Annotated in this window: 18 protein-coding genes and 1 tRNA gene; 13 read left to right on the top strand and 6 right to left on the bottom strand. The window is 54.9% G+C overall.

Annotated features, from left to right (window positions below; genetic code table 11):
- Positions 1-113 precede the first annotated feature (113 nt).
- Complete coding sequence (rep, locus tag AC27HQ_RS06565) at positions 114-2129, top strand: DNA helicase Rep (protein WP_487155347.1); 2016 nt, start codon at positions 114-116, stop codon at positions 2127-2129.
- Positions 2130-2178: 49 nt separating this feature from the next.
- On the opposite strand, the gene AC27HQ_RS06560 is transcribed toward rep, so the two are convergent.
- On the bottom strand, positions 2179-2607 hold the full coding sequence (locus tag AC27HQ_RS06560) for a c-type cytochrome (RefSeq protein ID WP_487155514.1): 429 nt from the start codon (positions 2605-2607) through the stop codon (positions 2179-2181).
- A gap of 292 nt (positions 2608-2899) precedes the next feature.
- Here AC27HQ_RS06560 and AC27HQ_RS06555 point away from each other — a divergent pair.
- The 7 genes from AC27HQ_RS06555 (at position 2900) to AC27HQ_RS06525 (ending at position 9883) form a co-directional block, all read left to right on the top strand.
- Positions 2900-2976 (top strand) — tRNA-Arg (locus tag AC27HQ_RS06555).
- A 552-nt stretch (positions 2977-3528) separates the two neighbouring features.
- Positions 3529-3798: a DUF2933 domain-containing protein gene (locus AC27HQ_RS06550; protein ID WP_235833916.1), complete on the top strand. Its 270-nt coding sequence runs from the start codon at positions 3529-3531 to the stop codon at positions 3796-3798.
- 81 nt (positions 3799-3879) lie between these two features.
- Positions 3880-5802 (top strand): protein-disulfide reductase DsbD, encoded by a 1923-nt coding sequence (gene dsbD, locus AC27HQ_RS06545; RefSeq protein WP_487155346.1) that lies wholly within the window; start codon positions 3880-3882, stop codon positions 5800-5802.
- Positions 5803-5961: 159 nt separating this feature from the next.
- Positions 5962-7800, top strand: a complete 1839-nt coding sequence (locus tag AC27HQ_RS06540) for a copper resistance system multicopper oxidase (RefSeq protein ID WP_339649571.1) — start codon at positions 5962-5964, stop codon at positions 7798-7800.
- A gap of 149 nt (positions 7801-7949) precedes the next feature.
- On the top strand, positions 7950-8846 hold the full coding sequence (locus AC27HQ_RS06535; RefSeq protein ID WP_487155345.1) for a copper resistance protein B: 897 nt from the start codon (positions 7950-7952) through the stop codon (positions 8844-8846).
- A 65-nt stretch (positions 8847-8911) separates the two neighbouring features.
- Positions 8912-9403 (top strand): cupredoxin domain-containing protein, encoded by a 492-nt coding sequence (locus tag AC27HQ_RS06530; RefSeq protein WP_090275483.1) that lies wholly within the window; start codon positions 8912-8914, stop codon positions 9401-9403.
- Between the two features lie 9 nt (positions 9404-9412).
- Entirely contained in the window at positions 9413-9883 is a 471-nt protein-coding gene (locus tag AC27HQ_RS06525; protein ID WP_487155344.1) for a c-type cytochrome, read from the top strand.
- Positions 9884-9985: 102 nt separating this feature from the next.
- Here AC27HQ_RS06525 and AC27HQ_RS06520 read toward each other — a convergent pair whose 3' ends face one another.
- Positions 9986-12310 (bottom strand): heavy metal translocating P-type ATPase, encoded by a 2325-nt coding sequence (locus tag AC27HQ_RS06520; protein WP_487155343.1) that lies wholly within the window; start codon positions 12308-12310, stop codon positions 9986-9988.
- 316 nt (positions 12311-12626) lie between these two features.
- Between AC27HQ_RS06520 and AC27HQ_RS06515 the strand changes: the two genes are divergently transcribed.
- Positions 12627-13310 (top strand): heavy metal response regulator transcription factor, encoded by a 684-nt coding sequence (locus tag AC27HQ_RS06515; RefSeq protein WP_487155342.1) that lies wholly within the window; start codon positions 12627-12629, stop codon positions 13308-13310.
- A gap of 3 nt (positions 13311-13313) precedes the next feature.
- Complete coding sequence (locus AC27HQ_RS06510) at positions 13314-14720, top strand: Imm58 family immunity protein (protein ID WP_487155341.1); 1407 nt, start codon at positions 13314-13316, stop codon at positions 14718-14720.
- A gap of 52 nt (positions 14721-14772) precedes the next feature.
- Here the strand turns inward: AC27HQ_RS06510 and AC27HQ_RS06505 are convergent, their stop codons facing one another.
- Positions 14773-15102 carry a four-helix bundle copper-binding protein gene (locus tag AC27HQ_RS06505; protein ID WP_320331920.1) on the bottom strand — a complete coding sequence of 110 codons (330 nt, stop codon included), beginning with the start codon at positions 15100-15102 and terminating at the stop codon, positions 14773-14775.
- 719 nt (positions 15103-15821) lie between these two features.
- Between AC27HQ_RS06505 and AC27HQ_RS06500 the strand changes: the two genes are divergently transcribed.
- Genes AC27HQ_RS06500 through AC27HQ_RS06490 form a run of 3 tightly spaced genes read left to right on the top strand, consistent with a single transcriptional unit; the run spans position 15822 to position 21675 of the window.
- Positions 15822-17075: a TolC family protein gene (locus tag AC27HQ_RS06500; RefSeq protein ID WP_487155340.1), complete on the top strand. Its 1254-nt coding sequence runs from the start codon at positions 15822-15824 to the stop codon at positions 17073-17075.
- Positions 17072-18517, top strand: coding sequence for an efflux RND transporter periplasmic adaptor subunit (locus AC27HQ_RS06495; RefSeq protein ID WP_487155339.1), 1446 nt, complete (start codon positions 17072-17074; stop codon positions 18515-18517). The genes AC27HQ_RS06500 and AC27HQ_RS06495 overlap by 4 nt, the downstream gene beginning before the upstream one ends.
- A complete protein-coding gene (locus AC27HQ_RS06490; protein ID WP_487155338.1) occupies positions 18514-21675 on the top strand; it encodes an efflux RND transporter permease subunit in 3162 nt (1053 codons plus the stop codon). Before AC27HQ_RS06495 ends, AC27HQ_RS06490 begins: the two co-directional genes overlap by 4 nt.
- Before the next feature lie 138 nt (positions 21676-21813).
- Here AC27HQ_RS06490 and AC27HQ_RS06485 read toward each other — a convergent pair whose 3' ends face one another.
- The 3 genes from AC27HQ_RS06485 to AC27HQ_RS06475 all read right to left on the bottom strand — a co-directional run.
- Complete coding sequence (locus AC27HQ_RS06485) at positions 21814-23103, bottom strand: ISL3-like element ISPpu12 family transposase (RefSeq protein WP_004574636.1); 1290 nt, start codon at positions 23101-23103, stop codon at positions 21814-21816.
- 21 nt (positions 23104-23124) lie between these two features.
- Positions 23125-23637, bottom strand: coding sequence for a signal peptidase II (lspA, locus tag AC27HQ_RS06480; RefSeq protein WP_487155337.1), 513 nt, complete (start codon positions 23635-23637; stop codon positions 23125-23127).
- A gap of 3 nt (positions 23638-23640) precedes the next feature.
- The coding region (locus tag AC27HQ_RS06475) for a cation efflux transmembrane domain-containing protein (RefSeq protein ID WP_487155336.1) at positions 23641-24470 on the bottom strand (830 nt) is incomplete at its 5' end.

Below are 24470 nucleotides of genomic sequence, written 5' to 3'. Positions count from 1 at the left end.
GTAATGTAGGTTATATCTAAAAAACCTGAAATAACCAAGACTAGCTATGAGCCATTACGGCTTTTTTTATCATTACCCGTTCCAGCCCAGCTTATTCAGGAGAGACAAACCCCGTGGCAAGGCTTAACCCCCGTCAGCAGGAGGCCGTCAATTACATCAGTGGTCCACTGCTGGTGCTGGCCGGCGCTGGAAGCGGCAAAACCAGCGTGATTACGCGCAAAATCGCCTACCTGGTGAAGGAATGCGGCATCAAGGCCCAGAACATTGTGGCGGTAACCTTTACCAATAAAGCCGCGCGCGAGATGAAAGAACGCGTAAGCCAACTGATCCGTGGCAACGAAGCCCGCGGGCTGACCGTGTCCACCTTCCATAACCTGGGCCTGAACATCATCCGCAAGGAGCACAAGCGCCTGGGCTACAAACCCGGTTTCTCGATCTTCGACCAGCAGGACGCCCAGGCACTGATCACCGACCTGATGTTCCGCGACTACGGCGCCGATGAAGACAGCGCCGGTATCCAGACCCAGATCTCCAACTGGAAGAACGACCTGATCCTGCCCGAGCAGGCGCTGGCACAAGCCAAAAGCCCGCAGGAACAAACTGCCGCCAGCGTCTACATGCATTACAACCGCACCCTCAAAGCCTATAACGCGGTGGACTTTGATGACCTGATTCTAGTCCCAGTGCGGCTGTTTCAGGATCACCCGGATGTGTTGGAGAAATGGCAGTTCCGCATTCGCTACATGCTGGTGGATGAATACCAGGACACCAATGCCAGCCAATACCTGCTGGTCAAGATGCTGGTCGGCAGCGCCGCACGCTTTACCGTGGTCGGTGACGATGACCAGTCAATCTACGCCTGGCGCGGCGCACGGCCGGAAAACCTGGTGCAACTCAAGGAGGACTTCCCGGCGCTCAAGGTGGTCATGTTGGAACAGAACTACCGCTCCACCAGCCGCATCCTCAAGGCCGCCAATACGCTGATTGCCAACAACCCGCACGTATTCGAGAAACAGCTATGGAGCGAACTGGGTTATGGCGAACCGATACGGGTGATCCGCTGCCGCAACGAAGAAACCGAATGCGAACGCGTCGCCACCGAGATCCAGACCCAGCATCTGATGCAACAACGGGCCTGGAAGGACTTTGCCATCCTCTATCGCGGTAATCACCAGTCACGCCTGCTGGAACTCAAGCTGCAACACCATCAGATCCCCTATCACCTGTCCGGCGGCACCAGCTTCTTCAGCCGCCAAGAGGTCAAGGACGTGATGGCCTACTTCCGCTTGCTGGTCAATCCGGATGACGACAACGCCCTGCTGCGGGTGATCAATGTGCCGCGCCGGGAAATCGGCCCGGCGACCCTGGAAAAGCTTGGCACCTATGCCACCGCTCGGCAAACCAGCCTGTATAACGCCTGCGGTGAGATGGGTCTGGGCGAGCAACTGGAGCCACGCTACTGCGAGCGCCTGCAACGCTTTACCAGTTGGCTTGACGGCATCCGCAAGGCCTGCAGTGAAGGTGATCCCATCGAGGCCATCCGCAAAATGGTCAACGATCTGGACTATGAAAACTGGCTGCGGCAGAACTGCTCCAGCGATGATATTGCCGCCAAGCGCATGGGCAACGTCTGGTTTCTGGTGGAAGCCCTGAAAAGTACCATCGACAAGGATGAAAGCGGTCAGACCAACATCGAAGATGCCATCGCCCGACTGGTGCTGCGCGACATGCTTGAACGCCAGGAAGAAGAGGAGGACAGCGACCGGGTGCAGCTGATGACCCTGCATGCCTCCAAGGGCCTGGAATACCCCTATGTCTTTATCGTCGGCATGGAGGAGGAAATTCTCCCGCACCGCTCCAGTATCGAAGCCGACAGCGTCGAGGAAGAACGACGGCTGGCCTACGTCGGCATTACCCGCGCGCAACGGACCCTGACCTTTACCTTCGCCGCCAAACGCCGCCAGTTCGGCGAGGTCATTGACTGCCTGCCCAGCCGCTTCCTTGATGAACTGCCTTCAGACGACCTGGAATGGGAAGGCACCGAAGACACGCCACCCGAGCAAAAGCAGGCGCGCGGCAACAGTGCACTCTCGGGCATCCGCAACCTGCTCGGTAACAAGCCGGACTGACAGACAGCAAAAAGCCACCCGCAGGTGGCTTTTTCAGGCAACGCCGAGCTTACAGACCAGACATGTGCTTGATTGAAGCGAGGATTTCCTCGTCGGAGCAATCGGCACAGGTACCACGGGCCGGCATCGCACGAACACCGTTGATGGCCGAGGTAGTCAGCGCCTCAATGCTGCCGGCAGCGGCCAGACGTTCCTGCCATGCCGCATCATCACCGGTCTTCGGCGCGCCCAGAACGCCGATACTGTGGCAAGCGGTACAGAACTGGTTATACACCGCTTCACCCGAACGCGGGCCAGAGGCAACGGCCGCTGCAGCTACACCGGACTCGGAGGCACAGGGATCGCCAGCCATGCAGACGGAACCCACCGGCTTGATACGCTCGGCAATGGCATCATTCACAGGCGACGCAAAGGCGCTGCCGGCAACCACAACAAGCATGGCAGCCGTGGCAGCCAGAAGTTTTTTCACAGTCATCAGCTTTAACATCCTCATCATGGCAAACAGGTCGTGTCCAGATGCATTGCCCGGACAATGTGGGCGAGTATACCGATAAACCCGGCGTCAACAAAACAGGATCTGTAACCTGCGACATCAGCGACACCTCAACTACTCGGCTACAGGGCATGGACTAAGCGCCCTTCAATGCGTATCATTGCGCCGCTCATGCACCCGTAGCTCAGCTGGATAGAGTACCGCCCTCCGAAGGCAGAACTCATCAGCCTGTGACCGGATTAGGCTAGATGTCAAAGTGTGTTTGTTTTACCTCTCAGCACCCGTAGCTCAGCTGGATAGAGTACTGCCCTCCGAAGGCAGGGGTCACAGGTTCGAATCCTGTCGGGTGCGCCATTTTTCCAGTAAATTCATTATCTTACCTAAGCCTAGCGACCTATTTCAGGCCTGCTGCTTCGTCTTTCTGTACCTTCGCTTGCTTTTATCCATGATTCTCACCTCTTGCTGGAATGACATCTGCCCTCAGCCGCTGAAAACAGGCCAATTTGGCCGTGTGCCCATTCTGTGCCCACATTGTGCCCATACAATTTTTCACACATCAAACGGATATCAGAGTTTGAGTACCGCCCTATGTGTCCAGTTTCTGGGGAGTAACCGGCCATAACCTCAAGGTAAGTACAAACGCGTTGCGACCGAAATGCCCATGTTCGACGCCCCTTTTTTGGGTAACCTCGATAAACTGAAATATCTTTGCACACTATAGTTGGCAACTTCTGTCTGGGGATGACTTGTTGATTACCGTTTTTTCATCTAACCGGAGCGCAGCGAGGTAACAGAAGGCCGCCCTAGATTACAAAGTTGTAATAGAAGGGCAATTTTCCTGACAGGCGTTACAGGGTAATGTTGATACTGCCACGCCATGCCAGAATCCCTGTCAGGAGAGAAAATATGAAATGCGATATTAAAACGATGTTGAAGACCGGTATTTGGCTAGCAGCGCTTGTTGCTGGTGCTTATTTGGTTTTTCCTAGCGCCCGCGGATGGCTTTTAGGAATGAGTCCTTTTCTATTCTTGCTGCTTTGTCCGTTGATGATGATTTTCATGATGAAAAGCATGCAATCGTGCCATGCGGACAAACATAACAAGGATGACGTTACATTTTCTTTTGATCCTATTAAGGATGAACAGCGAAGCGTTAACGATGATAAAACATTTTGATGGGTAACGTGCCAACTCAACTCCAGAGCTGACTTAACGCCGCTCGTCACGCTATCAGGTTTTTATTGTCGAGTTTGTGAAGTGAAACTTACACGCATTATTTTATCACTCATGGCACTGATGCTGGTGTCCATACCCAGCATCAGTTCAGCGCAAGAACGCAACTCCCCGTTTACCTTTTCTGACACTACATCGTCATCTCCTATTTCAGGTAACAGCGGCTTTTTTGGTTCGATTCAAGGCTGGCTTGGCGGCGCTGAGGCTGCCCCTGCGCTGCTGCCACCAGACGAGGCCTTTAAGGTATCTTTGACTGCAAGCAGTCCTGACTCGTTGATAGCCACATTAGTCGCAGCAGACGGCTACTATCTGTATCGTGAGAAGTTGGCGTTCAATGTTCAGTCTGCCGATGCTGTCATTGATCATGTCGAGCTTCCACCGAGCGAGCTGATAGATGACCCTCTTTTTGGTCGTGTGCCGGTTTACTTTGGTGCCACACAGGTGCCCATCACGCTCGACATTCCTCCTGGGTCGAGTTCCGATATGCTGACCCTGGATATCGCCTACCAGGGATGCAACGATCCGGTAGGCGTGTGCTATCCGCCCGAGCAAAAATCCTTGTCCGTTTCACTCGATGTGCCAACTCAAGCACATCTTGAAACCGGCAGGAGTAACAGTACGACAAAATCCACAAGCCTTGGGACATCAGAAAGCTCGCTTGTCCGTGAGCTGTTCAGTCAAGGTAACACCTGGGCATTGATCGCTGCGTTTTTCGGGTTTGGCTTAATTCTAGCGTTTACACCCTGCATGCTTCCGATGATTCCGATACTTTCAGGGCTGATAGGAGGGCACAGCCCTGCGTTAAGTCGTAGGCATGCCTTTGGTTTGTCGCTGGTTTATGTTCTGGCGATGGCATTGACGTACGCTCTGGCCGGGGTCGCTGCTGGTCTGGCCGGAACGATGCTGACGGCGTACCTGCAGAATCCATGGGTGCTGGGTAGTTTTGCAGGTATTTTTGTACTTCTTGCTTTGTCCATGTTCGGCTTTTACCAACTCCAGATGCCATCTTTCATTCAGGGCAAGCTCTTCGGGTTGGCGAACCGTACAAGAGGCGGCAAGACGATCAGCGTGGGCCTGATGGGAGCATTATCAGCGATCATTGTGGGCCCCTGCGTCGCTGCCCCGCTGGCTGGTGCCTTGTTGTATATAGGCCAGACAGGCGATGTGGCTCTGGGCGGGGTGGCGCTTTTCTCCATGGCCATAGGCATGGGGGTCCCCTTGTTGGTCTTTGGTACTACAGCTGGAACGTTGCTGCCAAAAGCCGGCCCATGGATGTCATCAGTCCAGCGTTTTTTTGGCGTAACTCTGCTCGCCGTTGCTATTTATATGATCTCCCCGATCATACCTTCGGTGATTCACATGGGACTATGGGCTGCTCTGCTCATTGTCTCCGCAATGTATTTAAAAGCACTGGACCCCCTTCCTGACAACGCCTCTGGTTTTAGGCGCTTCGGTAAGGGGTTTGGCGTCATAGCCTTGGTTTACGGCCTGGCCTTGTTAATTGGTGTTCTCTCAGGTGGTCGTGACGTCCTGCAACCGCTGGATGGCTTTGGAAGCAAATACCCCTCCGAGGCGAGTGCCTCAAACGAGCTGCAATTTGAAAAAGTGGCCAGTCTCGCTGAGCTTGACTCGCAAATCAAAAGCGCTGAGGGGCGTTACGTCATGCTCGATTTCTGGGCAGACTGGTGTGTCTCCTGCCATGAAATGGAGCGATTTACTTTCGCCGATGAGCGGGTCAAAACACGTCTCAAGGATGTGGTGCTACTGAAAGCTGATGTGACCGCCAATAATTTAGATGATAAAGCCTTGCTTCGACGTTTTGGGCTTTTTGGGCCGCCGGGCATCATCTTTTTTGATCAGGAAGGCTTAGAAATCGACTTTCAGGTAGTTGGGTTCCAATCGGCTAAAAAATTCATTAGCTCTCTCGACAGCGCCATTCCTCTCTGAGTGCGACGTGTACTCCTGACGCTTGGATTACAAAAAAGTAATGCAGGCGTCACTCGCGTGACAGCTCGATTTGACTAGAGTCAAGTAACCGCTGCCGATGGTCCAGTCCCAGCGTATCTCATTGAGTCATCGAACTACCTGATAAAGGATTCTCATTGCGTGAAACACTTAACTGAACTCCCCATTCTTAACCCAGGTTTGTCTCGCCGCCGTTTTGTTCAAGGCCTGGCAGCCGGTGGTGTATTGATGAGTCTGTCTCCATTGGCGCGCGCTACAGGCTTGCTATCAGCTGCGGGCACGAAAACGGGTACGGCAAATATTCTGAGCGGTACCCAGTTCGATCTAGAGATAGGTGAGTCCGCTGTCAACTTTACGGGCAACCCCCGCATAGCCACGACTATTAACGGCTCACTGCCAGCCCCAACATTACGCTGGCGTGAAGGCGATACCATCACCATTCGAGTGACGAACCGGCTGAAGGAAGCCACATCTATTCATTGGCACGGCATCATCCTGCCATTTGAAATGGATGGCGTACCAGGCATCAGCTTTCGGGGGATCCAGCCTGGCGAAACCTTCACCTACCAGTTCAAAGTGCAGCAAAGCGGTACGTACTGGTACCACTCGCATTCTGGAATGCAGGAGGCGACCGGGGTCTACGGCGCGATCATTATCGATCCCGCTCAAGACGACCCTATTCGTGCAGACCGCGATTATGTAGTGCAGTTGTCTGACTGGACTGATGAAGACCCGATGCGCGTACTGGCGAAGCTCAAAATGCAGGGTGATTACTACAACTACAACCAGCCTACCGCAGTGGATTTCTTTCAGGACGCCTCACGCATTGGACTGAAAGCAGCCATTGATAAGCGCAAGATGTGGAATGAAATGCGGATGAGCCCCACGGACCTGGCCGACTTGTCAGCGGACGTACTCACCTATTTAATGAACGGCACTACTCCCGCAGGCAACTGGACGGGGCTGTTTCGGCCCGGTGAGCGCATCCGCTTGCGCTTCATCAACGGTGCCGCCAATACCTTTTACGATGTCCGCATACCGGGTCTTGAGCTAACCGTTGTTCAGGCCGATGGCGTAAATGTTGAGCCAGTAACCGTAGATGAGTTCCGGTTTGGCCCCGGGGAAACTTACGACGTTCTGGTGCAACCAAAGGATGACGCTTACACCATCTATGCCCAAGCCATGGATCGCACAGGTTACGCGCGCGGTACGCTGGCCACGCATGCCGGTCTCGAGGCGCCAGTTCCTGCGCTTGACCCAGTCGAATGGCTCACCATGGGAGACATGATGGGTGCCATGGGTAGTGGCATGGCGGGTATGAGTCATGGCGCCGGCATGGACCATGGCGCCATGGCCGGCATGAGCCACGGTGATATGTCAGGAATGGATCACGGCAGCATGCAGGGCATGAATCACGCCGGCATGGATCATGGCGCAATGGCAGCGGCTGGTGCCAGTACCGAAGTACGCCACGCCAGGACCGAATACGGGGCCAGTATTGATATGCGAGTCGATATGCCGCGTACCAACCTGGACGACCCTGGTATTGGTTTGCGCAATAACGGGCGGCGCGTGCTCACGCTCGCCGACTTGCGCACCGTCGGTGGACCGATGGATCCGCGCGGTGCAGAGCGTGAGATCGAGCTCCATCTGACTGGAAATATGGAGCGCTATACCTGGTCGTTCGACGGTGTGGAGTATGGTAAATCGACGCCGGTGCGCTTTCATTACGGCGAGCGGGTCAGGGTCATATTGCACAACGACACCATGATGACGCACCCCATGCATTTGCACGGCATGTGGAGTGAACTTGAATCGCCTGACGGACAATTTCTGGCACGACGCCACACAATTCCTGTGCAACCTGCTCAACGCATCAGCTTCCTCGTGACGGCTGATGCTCTGGGGCGATGGGCATGGCACTGCCACCTGATGCTACATATGGACGCAGGAATGTTTCGTGAAGTGGTGGTGGCATGAGAACAACACTTAACAGCTCAGGCATCCGGATCATGAACAATCCCTTGAAAAAGAAACTCCTTGCCGCAGCGATGGCTACAGGAGCTGTGTTGCCCGTGTTTGCCTATGGGCAAACCCAACATGCAGGACATGCAGGACATGCAGACCACATGCCTGCCGCGCCGGAGTCCAGCGTACCGGTGGAGGCCTCTGGCATGAATCATGGGGCCATGGACATGTCAGGTATGGATCATGGGGCCATGGATATGTCGGGTATGGATCACGGCAGTGGCGAAATGGATCACGGCGATATGCAGATGCAAGGCGGTTCGGCTCCGGCAGATGCCCGCGACCCCGATGTCTACTCCGATGGCTATGTGCGCAATGCGGGTCAATATGCGCTACCCCCATCAGATGCACTCATCATGTCGGATATGCACAACTTCGGTTCCGTTTACTTCGACCGGTTGGAGTACGTCAAGGCGCGAGGCGAGGAATGGGCGGCATATGAGGGCGAGGCCTGGTATGGCAGCACCTATAACCGCGCTGTGATCAAGGCAGAAGGTGACGTGGCTGGCGGTAAGCTACAGGAGTCCGAGACGCAACTGCTATGGCGTCATGCGGTTTCAACATTCTGGGATACGGAGCTTGGCTTTCGATTCGACCATGCTAACGGCGCGCCGAACCGGGAGTGGCTGGCATTTGGCTTCAAGGGATTGGCGCCGTACTGGTTTGAAGTGGATGCAACCGCCTATGTTGGCCCCAGCGGACGTACGGCCTTGGCACTGGAAGCGGAATACGACATACGGCTTACCCAGAAGCTCTACCTCCAGCCAAGCGTGGAATTGAATTTCCATGGCAAAGACGATGAACGCTGGGGAGTCGGCAACGGACTGACGGACGGCACTGCAGGTTTGCGTGTCAAATATGAGATCACCCGCCAGTTCGTTCCTTATGTCGGCGTGGAATGGTCCAGCAAATTCAGTAAAACAGCGGATTACGCCAGGGCGGCGGGTGAGTCCAGACAGGAAACCCGTTTTGTCACCGGCCTGAGCTTCCGCTTCTGACAGTGGCTTTTAATGGGGTAGCTCAATCAGCTCCCCCGCCATTTAACTCTAGGAGAGTATTCAATATGAAAAAGACTTTTACCATTCTCGCATTCAGCCTCCTGCCAGCCTTTGCTATCGCAGCTGTTGATCACTCAGGGCACGGCATGCAGGGTCATGATATGTCATCCATGCCGCAGACTGCCTCTGCGGTGGGTCAACCTGGCGATCCAGCAAACGTCTCCCGGACGATTGAAATCACCATGGACGACAACATGCGCTTCACACCCAGCAATATACAAGTGGAAGCTGGCGAAACAGTTCGATTTTTCATCAAGAACGTAGGGCAAGTGCCGCACGAAATGGTGATCGGCTCAATAGAAGAACTGAAAGCACATGCCACTGAAATGCTGGCAATGCCGGGTATGGAACACGAAGAGCCCAACATGATCACATTGCAACCAGGCAAGGTAGGTGGTCTGGTATGGCAGTTTGATCAGCCAGGCATGGTTGATTTTGCCTGCCTTATTCCAGGCCATACCGAGGCTGGGATGGTAGGCAAGGTTGAAGTCATCTGAGCCACATAAATGTCTGGAAGAAATAAAATATTAGGAGCGATCGGCGTTGCGATAATTGGCGTCGTCGCCTTCCTTTATACGGCCACACGTGAGTCTGGCCCAGAATTCATAGATCCTGCCGATCAGAATCTGGTCATGCTTGGTCAGTCCATCTACGTAACGCATTGCGCGGTCTGTCATGGGGAGTCGCTGCAGGGGCAGGAAAACTGGCGCCAGCGTCTCCCCAATGGGAGATTACCCGCGCCGCCCCATGACCCAACCGGACATACGTGGCACCACTCGGACGCCATGCTGGTGGATATGGTAAGAAATGGCCTGGTTCCCGGCAGAACTGCGCCGCCCGGCTACGAAAGCGATATGCCTGCATACCGGAATATTCTGGTTGATGAGGATATTGTTGCAGTGCTGGCTTACATTAAAAGTACCTGGCCACCTGAGGTTCTACACGCGCAGAAACAAACCACCCTGCGTCAGCAATGACGCAGGGTGTGCGATACGGGGTACTTTCTTATAGCTAGAAAACCGAAGAAAAATGGCGAGTAGAGACTCGCCATTTTCCGCTACCCCCTCGACGTATCCAGCTTAAACAGAACCACGAAGCCGCAGCGAGTTGAATACAACGGACGCTGAACTCAGACTCATCGCCAGGGCTGCAAACATCGGTGACAGAAGCAGCCCGGCAAACGGGTACAGAACGCCAGCGGCCAGCGGAACGCCTAGCGCATTATAAATAAACGCAAAACCCAGGTTCTGCTTCATATTAAGAACAGTCTTGTTTGACAGATCCCGGGCAATCGAGATACCCCGCAGGTCTCCTTTTACCAAGGTGACTTGCGCACTGTTCATCGCTACGTCCGTCCCGGTTCCCATAGCAATACCGACATTCGCCTTGGCCAGTGCCGGAGCATCATTGATGCCGTCGCCCGCCATCGCAACGATGCAGCCTTCGGACTGCAGCTTGTCCACCAGCTCCAGTTTATCGGCCGGCTTCACTTCACCATGTATTTCATCAATGCCTAACTGGGCGGCGACCGCTTTGGCCGTTGAGATACCGTCACCGGTGGCCATGATGACCCTGATTCCTGCTGCTTTGAGCGCCTGTACCGCTTCTGGGGTGCTCTGTTTGATGGGGTCGGAAACGGCGAGTAGGCCGACCAGTGTGCCGTCAACCGCCAGGTACATCACACTCGCACCCTTTGTCCTCAATCCCTCAGCGGTGGCAGCCAGGCCATCAACATTGACGTTATCCTGCTGCATGAACGCAGTGTTGCCCAACAGCAGTGTTTTGCCTTCAACCTTGCCCCGTACGCCTATGCCGCTACCCGAGTCAAAGTCGTCCACTGGGCTGAGCACCAAATTACGTTCGCGCGCAGCGCTGACAATAGCGTCAGCCAAAGGATGCTCGCTGCCTTGATCGAGGCTGGCAGCCAGGCGCAAGATTTCATCGGCGTCCAACTCGCCAGCGGAAACAGCCTGATCGAATGCGGGTCGGCCTTCTGTCAAGGTGCCGGTCTTGTCTACGATGAGCGTATCGACTTTGCGCAGATTTTCTATTGCTGCTGCATCACGAAACAGAACACCCTGGGTTGCGCCTCGTCCGGTAGCAACCATGACTGACATGGGCGTTGCGAGCCCCAGCGCACAAGGGCAAGCGATGATCAGAACAGCGACCGCATTGATCAGGCCATAGACCCAGCTTGGCTGCGGGCCGAACATGCCCCACACGACCAAGGTGAGGATGGCGATGGCTACCACCGCCATGACAAAGTAACCCGCCACCAAATCAGCCATCCGTTGCATCGGCGCCCGAGAGCGTTGGGCCTGAGCCACCAACTGGACAATTTGTGACAACACAGTGGCCGAGCCGACTTTCTCCGCCCGGATCACAAGTGCACCAGAGGTGTTCATCGTTGCCCCTATGACCCTATCGCCGGGACGCTTGCTGATGGGTAACGATTCACCCGTCAACATGGACTCATCGAGAGAACTTGCACCCTCCTCAACAATGCCATCGACCGGAACTTTTTCACCGGGCCGTACGCGCAGACGGTCACCTTCATGCACATGCGTCAGGGGTACATCTTCCTCGGTCCCGTCTGCATTGATGCGGCGAGCAGTCTTGGGCGCGAGACCAAGCAATGATCGGATCGCAGCGGATGTCTGGGAGCGTGCGCGAAGCTCCAGAACCTGGCCGAATAACGTAAGGGATATGATCACCACGGCAGCTTCAAAGTAAACCGCCACACGCCCCATGGACATGAAGGTTTCCGGAAATATTCCCGGAGCGACCGTTGCCAGCGTGCTGTAGACGAAAGCAGCACCAGTACCCAAACCGATGAGCGTCCACATGTTGGGACTGCGGTTGACCACGGACTGCCAGCCCCGGACGAAGAATGGCTGTCCGGCCCAGAGCACAACCGGAAGTGACAGTATCAGCTCTATCCACGTTTGCGTCGCCATCTCGAACCAGCCAAGCTGTGGTCCAAACATAGCGAGCACAGTGACAATGACGGAAAACGGTAATGTCCACCAGAATCGTCTCGAAAAATCGTCCAGCTCAGGATTGTCGTCTTCCAAACTGGGCATCAGGGGCTCAAGAGCCATGCCGCATTTTGGGCAGATGCCGGCATGATCCTGCCGTATTTCCGGATGCATCGGGCAGGTATAGATTGTGCCTTTGGCCGCTTCCGGAGGTGGCTCTGAGGCTGGCGATAGAAACTTCTCAGGATCATGCTCGAATCTATCCATGCACTTGGTGCTGCAGAAATAGTGAGTTTTACCCGCATGCTCAACATGGTGGGTAGAGTCTGCCGTTACACGCATGCCGCAGACCGGGTCTGTAAGCCCTGAGCCCGTGTTGGAGGGAGCATGATGATGACAATGAGAATCAGAATTATCGTGCGCCATGGATAAGCACCTTTTCAAATAAGCAGGCAGTTTGCACCGCGTATTAAGCGGTTTCTTAAAGGAGGAGATTACATGAATCATGATGCCATAAGCTTATTAGTTAAAGATGACCAGGCTGCTCCCGCAAGCATTACATTTTAGTCATGTTATGCGAACAACGCTTTTCTCACCGATATAACCTAGCTTCCGGCCACCAACATTACATATTTGTCATTTTCTGGTCATGTTGTGGGCAGATTTCAGACTATAAAATTGATATTGACGACAATGAAATGGACTGGCTTCCTTGGCCTGAACTGTAGAGCGGAGTGGAACGATGAAGATTCTCATCGTAGAAGATGAAGTAAAAACTGGGGATTATATCCAGCAGGGCCTCATGGAATCCGGCTTTGTGGTAGATCTCGCCCGGACCGGGCTCGATGGTCACCACCTGGCGCTTACCGGCTCGTATGACTTGATTGTCCTTGATGTAATGCTGCCTGATGTGGATGGCTGGCGAATTATGCAGTCATTGAGAGAGGCCAGATCCACCACGCCTGTGTTATTTCTCACCGCAAGGGACAGTGTAGAAGACCGGGTCAAGGGTCTGGAATTGGGAGCGGACGACTATCTGGTCAAGCCTTTTGCTTTTTCGGAGCTGCTGGCACGAGTACGTACATTGTTACGGCGCGGTGCTGCGCCGGTTTTTCAGGATCAACTCCAGGTGGCTGACCTGATGCTGGATATACCTCGCCGTCGCGCACAGCGACATGGCGTGAGGATCAACTTGACCAACAAGGAGTTCACCCTACTTGAACTCCTTGTGCGGCGCCAAGGGGAAGTGTTACCACGCTCATTGATCGCTTCCCAGGTGTGGGACATGAATTTTGACAGTGACACCAATGTCATCGATGTTGCTATCCGGCGGCTGCGCGCGAAGATCGATGATGATTTTGAACCAAAGCTGATTCATACCGTACGCGGCATGGGTTATATGCTTGACGTGACACAGCCAGGCTAGCCCATGAAAAGACGCCCGCTATCTCTGGTCGTTAGACTCACCGTCTCCATTGGCGCTGTGATAACCGCTGTTCTCCTCACCTTTGGCTGGATGATGGAGCGCTCTATCAATAATCATTTCGTCCAGCAGGATGTGGATGAGCTCAATTCAGTAGTTCAGGCGTTGCAATACCTCCTCGCGACCGTACCGGCCGATATACCCGCCGACGAGCTGCATCAGCGTCTCGCTAGCGTGGTAACAGGCCATCGTAACGCCCAATACCGAATCAGTACCGATAGCGGGTCATTGATCTACTCAACACCGGGTTTCAATCTGGACACGTTCGCCCGCACTGCCCGACCTGTAGAAGAAATCACTATCGATACGGTTGAGAACTGGAATGATCATCAGGAAGCCTTTCGTGGTGCGGTCTTGTGGATTGAATCAGACAGGCTTGAAGGCACAGCCAAGTTCAGACTCGCGGTCGCCACAGGTATCGACTTTCATCTGCATTACCTGGACGGCTTTCGGAACCACCTTCGGATTGTCACCCTTGCCGCGTGCTTGATAGCTCTTCTGGCAACCTGGTTCGCGGTTTACCAGGGACACGCTCCTATTCGACGTATCAGCCGAGAGATGAGACGCATCAGGTCTGATCAGATGGATTTTCGCCTTGAACCGCGATCCGTCCCCGCCGAGTTGGTAGAGCTGACGATTTCCTTCAATGAAATGATTGGCAGGCTTGAAGATGTATTCCGACGCCTATCGGATTTTTCCGGTGACATCGCGCACGAACTGCGCACACCCATTACCAATTTGAGAACCCATACTGAGGTAGCGCTAACCCAGGCGCGCAGCGTGGAGCAGTACCGGGAAGTGCTGTATTCAAACCTCGAAGAATATGATCGCATGGCCAAGATGGTCGGTGACATGCTTTTCCTGGCTCAGGCTGATAATCAGCTGCTGAAACCGGAACTGGTCGATATCGATCTTCAGTCAGAGCTGAGAAACCTGTTCGATTATTTCAGCGCCTGGGCAGAAGAGCGGGAGGTGCTGTTAGAAAATACCGGAGAGCAAGTTCATGTCCTTGGCGACCGACTAATGATCCGTCGCGCCTTGAGTAACTTGCTGTCCAATGCAGTCCGGCATACGCCAGAGGGGCAGAGCGTAACCACAACCCTTCAAGTGAACTCCGGTAACGTAAGAATCCGCATACAGAACCCAGGGCCACCTATACCTGAAGAGCATTTGAATCATATTTTTGAACGATTCTACAGGCTCGACGCATCCCGCCAACGTAGCAGCGAAGGTGCCGGGCTGGGCTTGGCCATCACGAAATCGATTATCGAAGCCCACGGCGGGAAGATCAGAGCGTTCTCCACAACGGAGGCAACCACGTTTGAGGTTCAATTACCTCTAAAAATGGAGTAGATGACGACATTGCTGCCCTGGAGCTCGGCAACCACAGGGCAGCGGCCAGGAATTACGCTGCCATCCGCTCGCATTCCTCTGCACATTTCTTGCAAGCTTCCGCGCATTCTTGACAGTGATCCATCTGATGTTTCCCGCATTCCTCTGCACAGGCCCGGCACACCTTCGCACACAGCGCACAAAACTCCTTGGCCAGCTCACTATCACGGCTCATTAATACGGCCGCCAGCGAACAAATATCTGCGCAGTCCCGATCAAGCTCAATGCAACGAGCCATCGCTTTCACGTCTTCCTCACGCAGACACGCGGAAGCGCACATTTCGCATGCCTGAGCACATGTCCAACATGCCTGGATACAGGACTGATACATGGAATTAGTCATTGCGTTCTCCGGAATCGTTGTTCCATCGTTAAACATAGTTGCTTGAGAGCTCCTTCAAGAGTCGCCCACATGAAATACGACCGACATGAACTGACCCCGTTCAGGCGATCTTCATTACAATTCTGTAAGGAACATAACCCTTCGCTTTTATTTCAGAAGTATCTCGGTGCGTTTTGTAGTGACGGATGGCCCAACCCCGATCTCTGACATAAATGTCATTTTCAGGTCAGGCTCAAGTCAGGTTATTTTCCATATACTCTGTGTAAATACGGCAAGAACCATAGGAAGGTTACATCGTGGTTTAGCTGCTTATGGATTAGCTATGAAGGCGATTATGCGACTCTTGCTCCTGCTATTAGCGCTTACGTTTCCCATTAATGGGATCGCGCAACTGTATATGTCAACATGGCCGTCAATGCATCACGCCACGCTTGATGGTGAATCTGAATGTCATGGCGCGCAGGCGCAGCAGGACAAGCCCCCCGTCTGCAAAGCAGAACACCAATGCAACCTAGCTAGCCTTCTTCAAGTCCTTGCGGGAAAAGCACAGGCGATCCCCTTGGCAAAGCCCATACCTATTCCATACGTCCGCTCACTCCTCGTTCGAAGCCCAGACAGCGTCTGGCATCCACCCCGTACACAACAGTCTCCGCCTGGATTTAATACCCCGGGCTGGTTACTGCGCGCCTTTGACTCGCATGGATGATCAGGAATTTAACATGAGATCTAATAAACCTAGGGCTCCGCTCTGCGCGGTAGCCTTGATCGCGGGTGTGCTGTTATACCCAACATTCGCGGCGGCATTAACGCTGGAACAAGCTTTGCAGTTAGCTGAACAGACGGCTCCTTCGCTGGAGGCCAGGGCAGCAGATGTGCAAGCTGCGCAAAGCTCGGCGGTCTTTGCTGGCGAACTCCCCGACCCGAAACTGACGCTCGGGTTGCAAAGTGTGCCTATCGAAGGCGAGTCACGCTGGCGGGCAGACAGGGACGCCATGACCATGCAGATGATCGGAGTGATGCAAGAGGTTCCAAACCGTGCCAAAAGACGGGCGCGAACTGAAGCAGCACAAGCCGGCATTGAGGCCCGTGGTGTCCAGCAGTTTGCGGAGCTTTTAAATGTCCGCCAGCAAACTGCCGAAGCATGGCTTGCCGCCTTCGCAATCGAGCAAAAGCTGACTCTTTTCAATGGTTTTTACCATGAGAATCAGCTTTTCTCGCAAGCTATCAAAGCGCGTATTGCCGGAGGGGCAGGCCAGACAGCAGATAGCGTCCTGCCCCAGCAAGAGGCCGCCTTGCTCGCCGAAAAAGAGGATGAGCTGTTAACCATGCGGACAATTGCGCGAGCCGAGCTCCGTCGTTGGATAGGTGATGCTGCAAGCCAGAGTCTTACCGGCGACTGGCCCGAATGGCGAGCTGATCCGGCGTCGTATCAGCAGAACCTGCAACGCCGCCCTGCCTTACTTGCCTACGAACCTATGACACGCGAAGCAGAGGCCAAGGTGCGCCAGGCTATCGCCGAGAAAACGCCGGATTGGAGCTGGGGCGTCGATTATCTTCGCCGCGGCAATGAGTTCAGCGACATGGTGAATCTCAGCGTCAGCTTTGACCTGCCTATTTTCACCGGCTCCCGTCAGACCCCCAAAATTGCGGCCGAGCGCGCAAAACTCAGCCAGTTAGAGGCGGAACGTGAAGTAGCCCTCCGTATACACACCCAGCAACTTGCCGCCGATCTGGCTGAGTACCAGCGCCTCGACCGCGCTCTGGCGCGCCTTGATCAGACGTTATTACCTTTGGCCGAGGAGAAGGTTCGCCTTTCTCTGGCTGACTACAGCGCCGGTACCGGTGAGCTTACCTCGGTGATCGATGCACGACGCCAACTGGTCGACACACGTCTGCGCCGCGTGGATACAGCGCGCGACAGATCGCTCAGCAACGCTCGTCTGCACTTCGCCTCTGGAGATACCCAACCATGACCACCCCATTTAAGCGCATTGCTTTCAGTCTCAGCTCTTCCCTGATCATCCTGGTCGCAACTATGGCCGGCCTGCCTGCAGCAGGCTTTGCTTCTGAAATGGCAGACAAGGAGGTGCTGTACTGGTACGACCCGATGATGCCGCAACACAAGTTCGATAAGCCCGGCAAATCCCCTTTTATGGACATGGATCTCGTGCCTCGATATGCAGACGAAGCCGGTAATGGTGCAACCATGAGCATTGATCCAGGTATCACGCAGAACCTCGGTATGCGACTGGCCACTGTACAGCGTGAGTCGATGAACCAGTCATTCAGGGCAGCAGCCACATTGGCGTTCAATGACAGGGATGTGGCGATAGTGCAGGCACGCAGCAGTGGCTTTGTCGAGCGCGTTTACGACCTTGCCCCAGAGGATGTCATCGCCAAAGGCGCCCCCCTGGTGGATATCTTCGTGCCTGCCTGGGCAGCGGCTCAGGAAGAGTACCTGGCTATCAGTAAGGTAGGCGATGCACAGCTGCTCGCAGCCGCGAAACAAAGGTTACGGCTTACGGGTATGCCGACAGAAGCAATCGGCCAACTGGAAAGAAGTCATAAAGCACACCCGGTCTGGACAGTAACAAGCCCAATAGGCGGGACAGTGAAGACACTGGATGTGCGCCAGGGTATGACAGTACAAGCGGGTGACTCTTTGGCCAGCGTCAATGGGCTGGACACCGTCTGGCTGGAAATTGCGGTACCCGAGGCGCAGGTTACAAACCTGGCTCCGGGACAAAGCATCACCGTGCACCTGCCCGCCTTTGCAGGCGAACCGCTTGAAGCAACCATTCAGGCGCTGTTGTCGCAGGCCAATCTGGACAGCAGAACGGTGCGCGTTCGTGCTGAGCTGCCCAATCCCGAGCAACGACTTCGCCCGGGCATGACCGCCGAAGTGACACTGAACCGGAACATAGAGCATGCGCTGGTCGTTCCTGCGGAAGCGGTTATTCGCACCGGTCGGCGTGCCTTGGTCATGCTGGCGGAAGCAGAGGGACGTTACCGCCCCATCGAGGTGCGTACCGGGCGCGAGTTCGGCGACAAGACCGAGATACTCGACGGCCTGGAGGCTGGCCAGACAATCGTCGCCTCTGGCCAGTTTCTGCTGGACTCCGAGGCAAGCCTGCGCGGTTTGACAGCGCAAACTCTGGAAGATGTTGATCATGCTCATGGGCCAGTCCTGCATGAGGCCGAAGGCACAATCGTCGGCCTGGAAGATGGCATGGTGGGCCTGTCGCATGGGCCGTTCAAAACACTGCATATGCCCGGGATGACTATGGCTTTTCCGGTCGCGGACCCATCCCTGCTTGCAGGCGTGCAAGTGGGCAGTCGGGTTCGTGTTGCCGTACGCGAGAGCGACGAGGGACTGATCATTGAACACATCGAAACACTGGAGGCCCCAGAATGATTGCTGTCATTATCCGGTGGTCGGTAGCCAACCGTTTCTTGATTCTGCTGGCCACCTTGTTTGCAGTGGCCTGGGGCGTGTGGTCGGTCAAGAATACTGCAATGGATGCGCTGCCTGATCTGTCCGATGTTCAGGTCATCATCCGCACCCCCTTCCCTGGGCAGGCGCCTCAGATTGTCGAGAACCAGGTGACCTACCCGCTGACGACAACCATGCTGTCCGTGCCCGGGGCCAAGACCGTTCGCGGTTACTCCTTCTTCGGCGATAGCTTCGTCTACGTCCTGTTCGAGGACGGCACTGATCTCTATTGGGCTCGCTCACGTGTACTGGAGTATCTGAGCCAGGTTCAAAGCCGCCTTCCGGCTACTGCCAAGCCGGCCCTGGGGCCCGACGCTACAGGGGTGGGCTGGATTTACCAATATGCGCTGGTAGACCGCACGGGAAATCATGACCTCGCCCAATTGCGCTCGTTGCAAGACTGGTTCCTGCGCTACGAGCTCAAGACTCTGCCCAATGTTGCGGAAGTAGCCCCCATAGGTGGAATGGTTAAACAGTACCAGGTTGTCCTAGATCCGGTGCGTATGGCTAGCAGAGGGATAACTCAGCAACAGATCGCCCAGGCTATCGACGAAGCCAACCGGGAGACAGGCGGTAGTGTCCTGGAGCTCGCGGAAACGGAATTCATGGTGCGTGCGACGGGATATCTGCAAACCTTGAACGACTTTCGCGCCATCCCCCTGCGTCTCGACAGCGGAGTTCCCGTGACCCTGGGGGACGTAGCACATATCCAACTCGGCCCAGAGATGCGTCGCGGGATAGCCGAGCTTGATGGCGAAGGTGAGGTGGTGGGAGGAGTTGTTATCTTGCGTAGCGGCAAGAACGCACGGGAAACCATCGCCGCAGTCCAGAGCAAACTTGATGAGCTTAAGGCCAGCCTCCCTGAGGGGGTCGAAATCGTCACGACCTATGACCGCAGTAAGCTGATTGATAGTGCGGTCAAAAACCTCAGCTCCAAACTCATTCTAGAATTCATCATCGTGGCACTGGTATGTGCGCTTTTCTTGTGGCATTTGCGATCATCCCTGGTGGCGATTGTTTCCTTGCCCATCGGCATCCTGATTGCTTTTATCATCATGCAGCGCCAGGGCATCAACGCCAACATCATGTCCTTGGGCGGCATCGCCATTGCGATTGGGGCGATGGTGGATGCGGCCATCGTCATGGTTGAAAACGCGCACAAACATATCGAAAGCTGGCACCGAGAGCATCCTGACTCCACCTTGAAAGGCGAGGCGCACTGGAAGGTGATCACCGATGCGGCCGTCGAGGTTGGGCCTGCGCTGTTTTTCTGCCTGTTGATCATTACCCTTTCATTCATCCCGGTGTTCACTCTCGAAGCTCAGGAAGGCCGGTTGTTTGGCCCGCTGGCTTTCACCAAAACCTATGCCATGGCAGCGGCCGCTGGCTTATCTGTCACCTTGGTGCCGGTGCTGATGGGGTATTGGATTCGAGGAAAAATTCCAAACGAACACCGCAACCCGCTTAATCGAGGCCTCATCAAAATGTATGAGCCCGTTCTCGACGCAGTCCTACGTTGGCCAAAAACAACCTTGATGGTGGCAGTTCTGGTTTTTCTAACCGGCTTATGGCCTGCATCTCAGCTGGGTGGTGAATTCCTGCCACCCATGGACGAGGGAGACCTGCTGTACATGCCTACAGCGCTCCCCGGGTTATCCGCAAACAAAGCATCGGAGTTATTGCAGCAGACGAATCGGCTTATCAAAACAGTTCCGGAAGTTGCGCATGTATTCGGCAAAGCGGGCCGCGCCGACACTGCCACCGACCCGGCGCCGTTGGAGATGTTTGAAACAACTATCCAGTTCAAGCCCAAGGAAGAGTGGCGGCCAGGCATGACAGCTGAAAAGCTGGTGGAGGAGCTGGACCAGACAGTACAAGTACCCGGCTTGGCTAACCTCTGGATACCACCGATACGTAACCGCATCGATATGCTCGCAACGGGTATCAAAAGCCCGATAGGCGTAAGGGTTTATGGCACCGACCTTGCGCAGATTGAAAAAACCACCAAAGCAATTGAGGACATAGCAAAAACGATACCAGGCGTCACCATGTCGTTGGCGGAAAGACTGACCGGCGGGCGCTACATTGACGTGGATATTGATCGGCAGACGGCAGCACGTTACGGCCTGAATATCGCTGATGTGCAGGCCATAGTAGCAGGCGCTATCGGTGGCCAGACCATTGGTGAAACCGTCGAGGGGCTCGCTAGATACCCCATCAACCTGCGTTATGGACGCGAATGGCGCGACTCATTGGGGACGTTGCGTGAACTTCCGATATTTACGCCGCAAGGCGCGCAGATTACCTTGGGTACCGTTGCTAAAATCCAGGTGGTTGATGGGCCACCGATGCTCAATAGTGAAAACGCCAGATTATCAGGCGTGGTTTATATTGACGCGCGCGGCCGGGACATGGCTGCGGTTGTTAACGACCTGAAAGAAAGGGTCAGCGAGAGCGTTGAGATCGGAGCGGGTATGAGTATCAACTATTCGGGCCAGTTCGAATTCATGGAGCGCGCTAATGCCAAGCTGAAGCTTGTCGTACCTGCCACGATGCTGATCATCTTTGTACTGCTCTACCTGATATTTTCACGTATTGGCGAAGCAATGCTGATCATGGTGACCTTGCCTTTTGCGCTCACGGGTGGCGTCTGGTTCTTGTACCTGTTGGGCTATCACTTCTCTATCCCTACTGGCGTCGGCTTTATTGCGTTGGCAGGCGTCTCGGCAGAATTCGGAGTGATCATGCTCTTGTATTTGAAAAACGCCTGGGTTGAAAGGCTGGAAAAAGGCGCTCAGGGCGAAGGCGATCTACTTGATGCTATTCATGAAGGGGCCGTACAACGGGTACGCCCGAAGGCTATGACAGTTGCGGTTATTATCGCTGGGTTATTGCCCATACTCCTGGGAAGCGGCACTGGCAGCGAAATCATGAGCCGTATTGCCGCACCCATGGTGGGTGGAATGATCACCGCCCCTCTACTATCCCTGTTTGTATTGCCAGCAGCTTATTTGCTTATGCACCGCAGGCGCTCAAGGCTTTTAACAACACCACCGACCAGTAAATTTGGAGAAGATTGATGAGACACATATCTGTAAGTATAGCGATGCTATTGTTAACGCCTATTGCTGCCACAGCGGCGGAGCAACCAGGAAAAAACGGGTATACGGATTTAATGGTTGATGGGGCACCTTCACCCCATCAATCTGATACCACCCTCAGATGGTTGATAGATCGACTCCGTAGTTGAGTTCCTCTGCGAAGTCCGGCAGTCCGTAACCGATGGTTTTCTTGTAGAAAGGAGAGACCTTCGCAGTCGGTGCCTTCTTCTTGTGCTTCGTGGTGTAGAGCATTCGTGCCCGCATCACCTCGAAGGAGTAACCGCGCCCTTCACGGTTCTTGTCCTTGGCCAGTCGGTTGATGGACTCCGTGTAAGCGTTGGTGACGGGCATGTCCGTCTCGAAGTAGGTCATGGTCTCTTCGCGCCAGTTTCCCACTGCCCTGACCAGATCGCTCCAGACTTCCTTTTGGCCCTTCGGGATGGTGGCTATCCACTCGTCCAGGGCGGCTTCTGCCTGGAGCCGTGTGGTGGCGTCCCAGATGCCGTAGAAGCGCTCCTTGTGCTCGTAGGCGGCCAGCAGTTGCGGGAACGCGCCTGTCCAGGTCTCCATGATGAGGCGCTCCCGGTCTGAGACTTCGTGAGCGCGTTTCAGCAGGATTTTCCGGTCTCCCTTGAGAGTCCGGCTCTGGGACGGTTTCAGCTCCTTTCTGAGGCCCTTGCGCACTCTCTCTAGGGCATCGTTGGCCATGCGCACCACATGGAACTTATCGACCACGATACGGGCCTGGGGCAGCACAGCCTTGACCGCTGCCCGGTAGGGGTTCCACATGTCCATGCTGACGATCTCGACCTTCTGCCGGTCTTTCAGCTTCATCAGGTAGTTGGTCACCACGTCCTGGCGGCGGGTGGCCAGCAGGTCGAGCAGGGTTCGCTCCTCAATGTTGGTCAGAATGCAGCGGTAGCGCTTGTTCAGGTATAGCTCGTCAATGCCCAGGATGCGGGGCGTCTCGAAGCGGTGCCAGCGCCCCAGGAACTCGGCGCGGGCGTTGAAGATGTCGCGCACCGTCTTCTCGTCCAGGCCGGTCTGTGCCGCCACAAAGGTGTAGGGGTGGTTGAAGGATTCCTTCTCCACGTACTCATGCAGCCGCAGTGTCATACGGAATCCGTCCACCATCTCCGGTAGCTGGGGCCTGAATGTTGTCTTGCAGGCCCGGCAGGTGTATCGGCGGCGGACCACCCAGAGAGTGACCCGCTTGCCGTGGATGGGCAGATCACGATAGGGAACGTCACGCTTGCCGAACCGTACGAACTCACCCTGCACGCCGCATTCCTCGCAGGCGATGGGATCGGGCACGTCCACCTGGAAGTGCATTTCGTCGTCGGTTGATTTGCAGCCCAGTACTTGGTATTGCGGCAGGTGAAGGATGTTGTCGGGAAGTTCGGTCATGGTGTTGTATAGGCGTAGGTGTCAGTCAGATCCATCCGACTCGGCATTGGTGTTTGCTTTTTTACCCAACAAGCTGCTGGAAACGAAAAGTAAGGCACCGAGGACAATTGCAATATCAGCCAGGTTGAAGGCCGGCCAATGCCAGTCTCGCCAATAGAAATCAAAGGAATCCACAACATAGCCGCGAAAGACCCGGTCAATCAGGTTGCCCATGGCGCCACCGAGGATAAGACTGTAAGCGATGGCTTCTCCTTTATGACGATTTTCAAGGATCAGCTTGATCAGAAAAATCGAGACCACTACCGCGATTCCGATAAAAAAGTAGCGCTGCCAGCCTCCACCATTCTCAAAAAGACTGAATGCGGCACCGGTGTTCCATAGGTGCACCCAGTTAAAGAACGGGGTCACCGAAACATACTCGCCATAGGCCATTGATTGCTGCACCAGCCACTTTACAGCCTGATCAGACGCTGCCAGCAGGCCAGATATGGACAATAGGGCATACGGCGAGAGCTTTTTGCCAATAATGAGCATTATTTAACCCTTCAACGCCAAAATGCGTCTGGCACCGTTAAGTACAATGCCCCCCGCGATGGTGCCGATAATCAGATCCGGATAATTGGAACCGGTCCACGCGACCAGGGCGCCGGCGGTGATGACCCCCAGGTTGATCACCACGTCGTTGGCCGAGAATATCCAGCTTGCCTTCATGTGCGCCCCGCCTTCCCGATGTTTGGATATGAGCAGCAGACAACTGGTATTGGCAATCAATGCGACGAATGCGATAGCCATCATCACCAGCGATTCAGGCTCACTACCGAATACAAAGCGTCTCACCACCTCTACGAGCACGCCCACAGCCAAGATCAGTTGCAGTACACCAGCAAGATGCGCGGCACGTACCTGCATTTTCACGCTATGTCCAACCGCATAAAGGGCAAGCCCGTACACCGCCGCATCGGCAAAATTGTCCAGGGATTCTCCAATCAGGCCGGTGGACCGGGCGATCAGACCGGCAGTCATTTCCACCACGAACAGAAGTGCATTGATGCCGAGCAACCAGCGCAGGGTCCCGGATTCTTGCTTAGCAGAAGCTGCCGAAAACTCGGCGGCCTTGATGGTCTCCGGATTTGCAGCGACGGTTTCCTGAAGCGAGGCGCCTAGCCCCAAGGTCTTCAGTTTCGAGGTGACGGGCTCGACCTCGCCGTCATGCACGACCTTCAGCCGGCGGTTCGACAAGTCGAAGGACAGCGCCCGAATCTCCTCAAAGCCGTTCAGGGCTAGGCGAATCATTCGTTCTTCTGATGGACAGTCCATTTTCGGCACGGCATAAACACTGACCCATCTCCCTGGCGCCTCGGAGGAGG

Source organism: Halopseudomonas sp. 4NH20-0008 (assembly GCF_057548395.1).
Note: the sequence above shows the minus strand (reverse complement) of the source record. Positions and strands in the feature narration are given on the sequence as shown.

What these genes read in the sequence shown, in the direction of transcription:
- AC27HQ_RS06515 (WP_487155342.1), top strand. Translation starts at nt 12,627, where the DNA reads ATGAAGATTCTCATCGTAGAAGATGAAGTAAAAACTGGGGATTATATC.
- AC27HQ_RS06550 (WP_235833916.1), top strand. Translation starts at nt 3,529, where the DNA reads ATGAAATGCGATATTAAAACGATGTTGAAGACCGGTATTTGGCTAGCA.
- AC27HQ_RS06495 (WP_487155339.1), top strand. Translation starts at nt 17,072, where the DNA reads ATGACCACCCCATTTAAGCGCATTGCTTTCAGTCTCAGCTCTTCCCTG.
- AC27HQ_RS06530 (WP_090275483.1), top strand. Translation starts at nt 8,912, where the DNA reads ATGAAAAAGACTTTTACCATTCTCGCATTCAGCCTCCTGCCAGCCTTT.
- lspA (WP_487155337.1), bottom strand. Translation starts at nt 23,637, where the DNA reads ATGCTCATTATTGGCAAAAAGCTCTCGCCGTATGCCCTATTGTCCATA.
- AC27HQ_RS06535 (WP_487155345.1), top strand. Translation starts at nt 7,950, where the DNA reads ATGCCTGCCGCGCCGGAGTCCAGCGTACCGGTGGAGGCCTCTGGCATG.
- AC27HQ_RS06520 (WP_487155343.1), bottom strand. Translation starts at nt 12,310, where the DNA reads ATGGCGCACGATAATTCTGATTCTCATTGTCATCATCATGCTCCCTCC.
- AC27HQ_RS06490 (WP_487155338.1), top strand. Translation starts at nt 18,514, where the DNA reads ATGATTGCTGTCATTATCCGGTGGTCGGTAGCCAACCGTTTCTTGATT.
- AC27HQ_RS06485 (WP_004574636.1), bottom strand. Translation starts at nt 23,103, where the DNA reads ATGACCGAACTTCCCGACAACATCCTTCACCTGCCGCAATACCAAGTA.
- AC27HQ_RS06505 (WP_320331920.1), bottom strand. Translation starts at nt 15,102, where the DNA reads ATGACTAATTCCATGTATCAGTCCTGTATCCAGGCATGTTGGACATGT.
- AC27HQ_RS06525 (WP_487155344.1), top strand. Translation starts at nt 9,413, where the DNA reads ATGTCTGGAAGAAATAAAATATTAGGAGCGATCGGCGTTGCGATAATT.
- AC27HQ_RS06510 (WP_487155341.1), top strand. Translation starts at nt 13,314, where the DNA reads ATGAAAAGACGCCCGCTATCTCTGGTCGTTAGACTCACCGTCTCCATT.
- AC27HQ_RS06500 (WP_487155340.1), top strand. Translation starts at nt 15,822, where the DNA reads ATGAGATCTAATAAACCTAGGGCTCCGCTCTGCGCGGTAGCCTTGATC.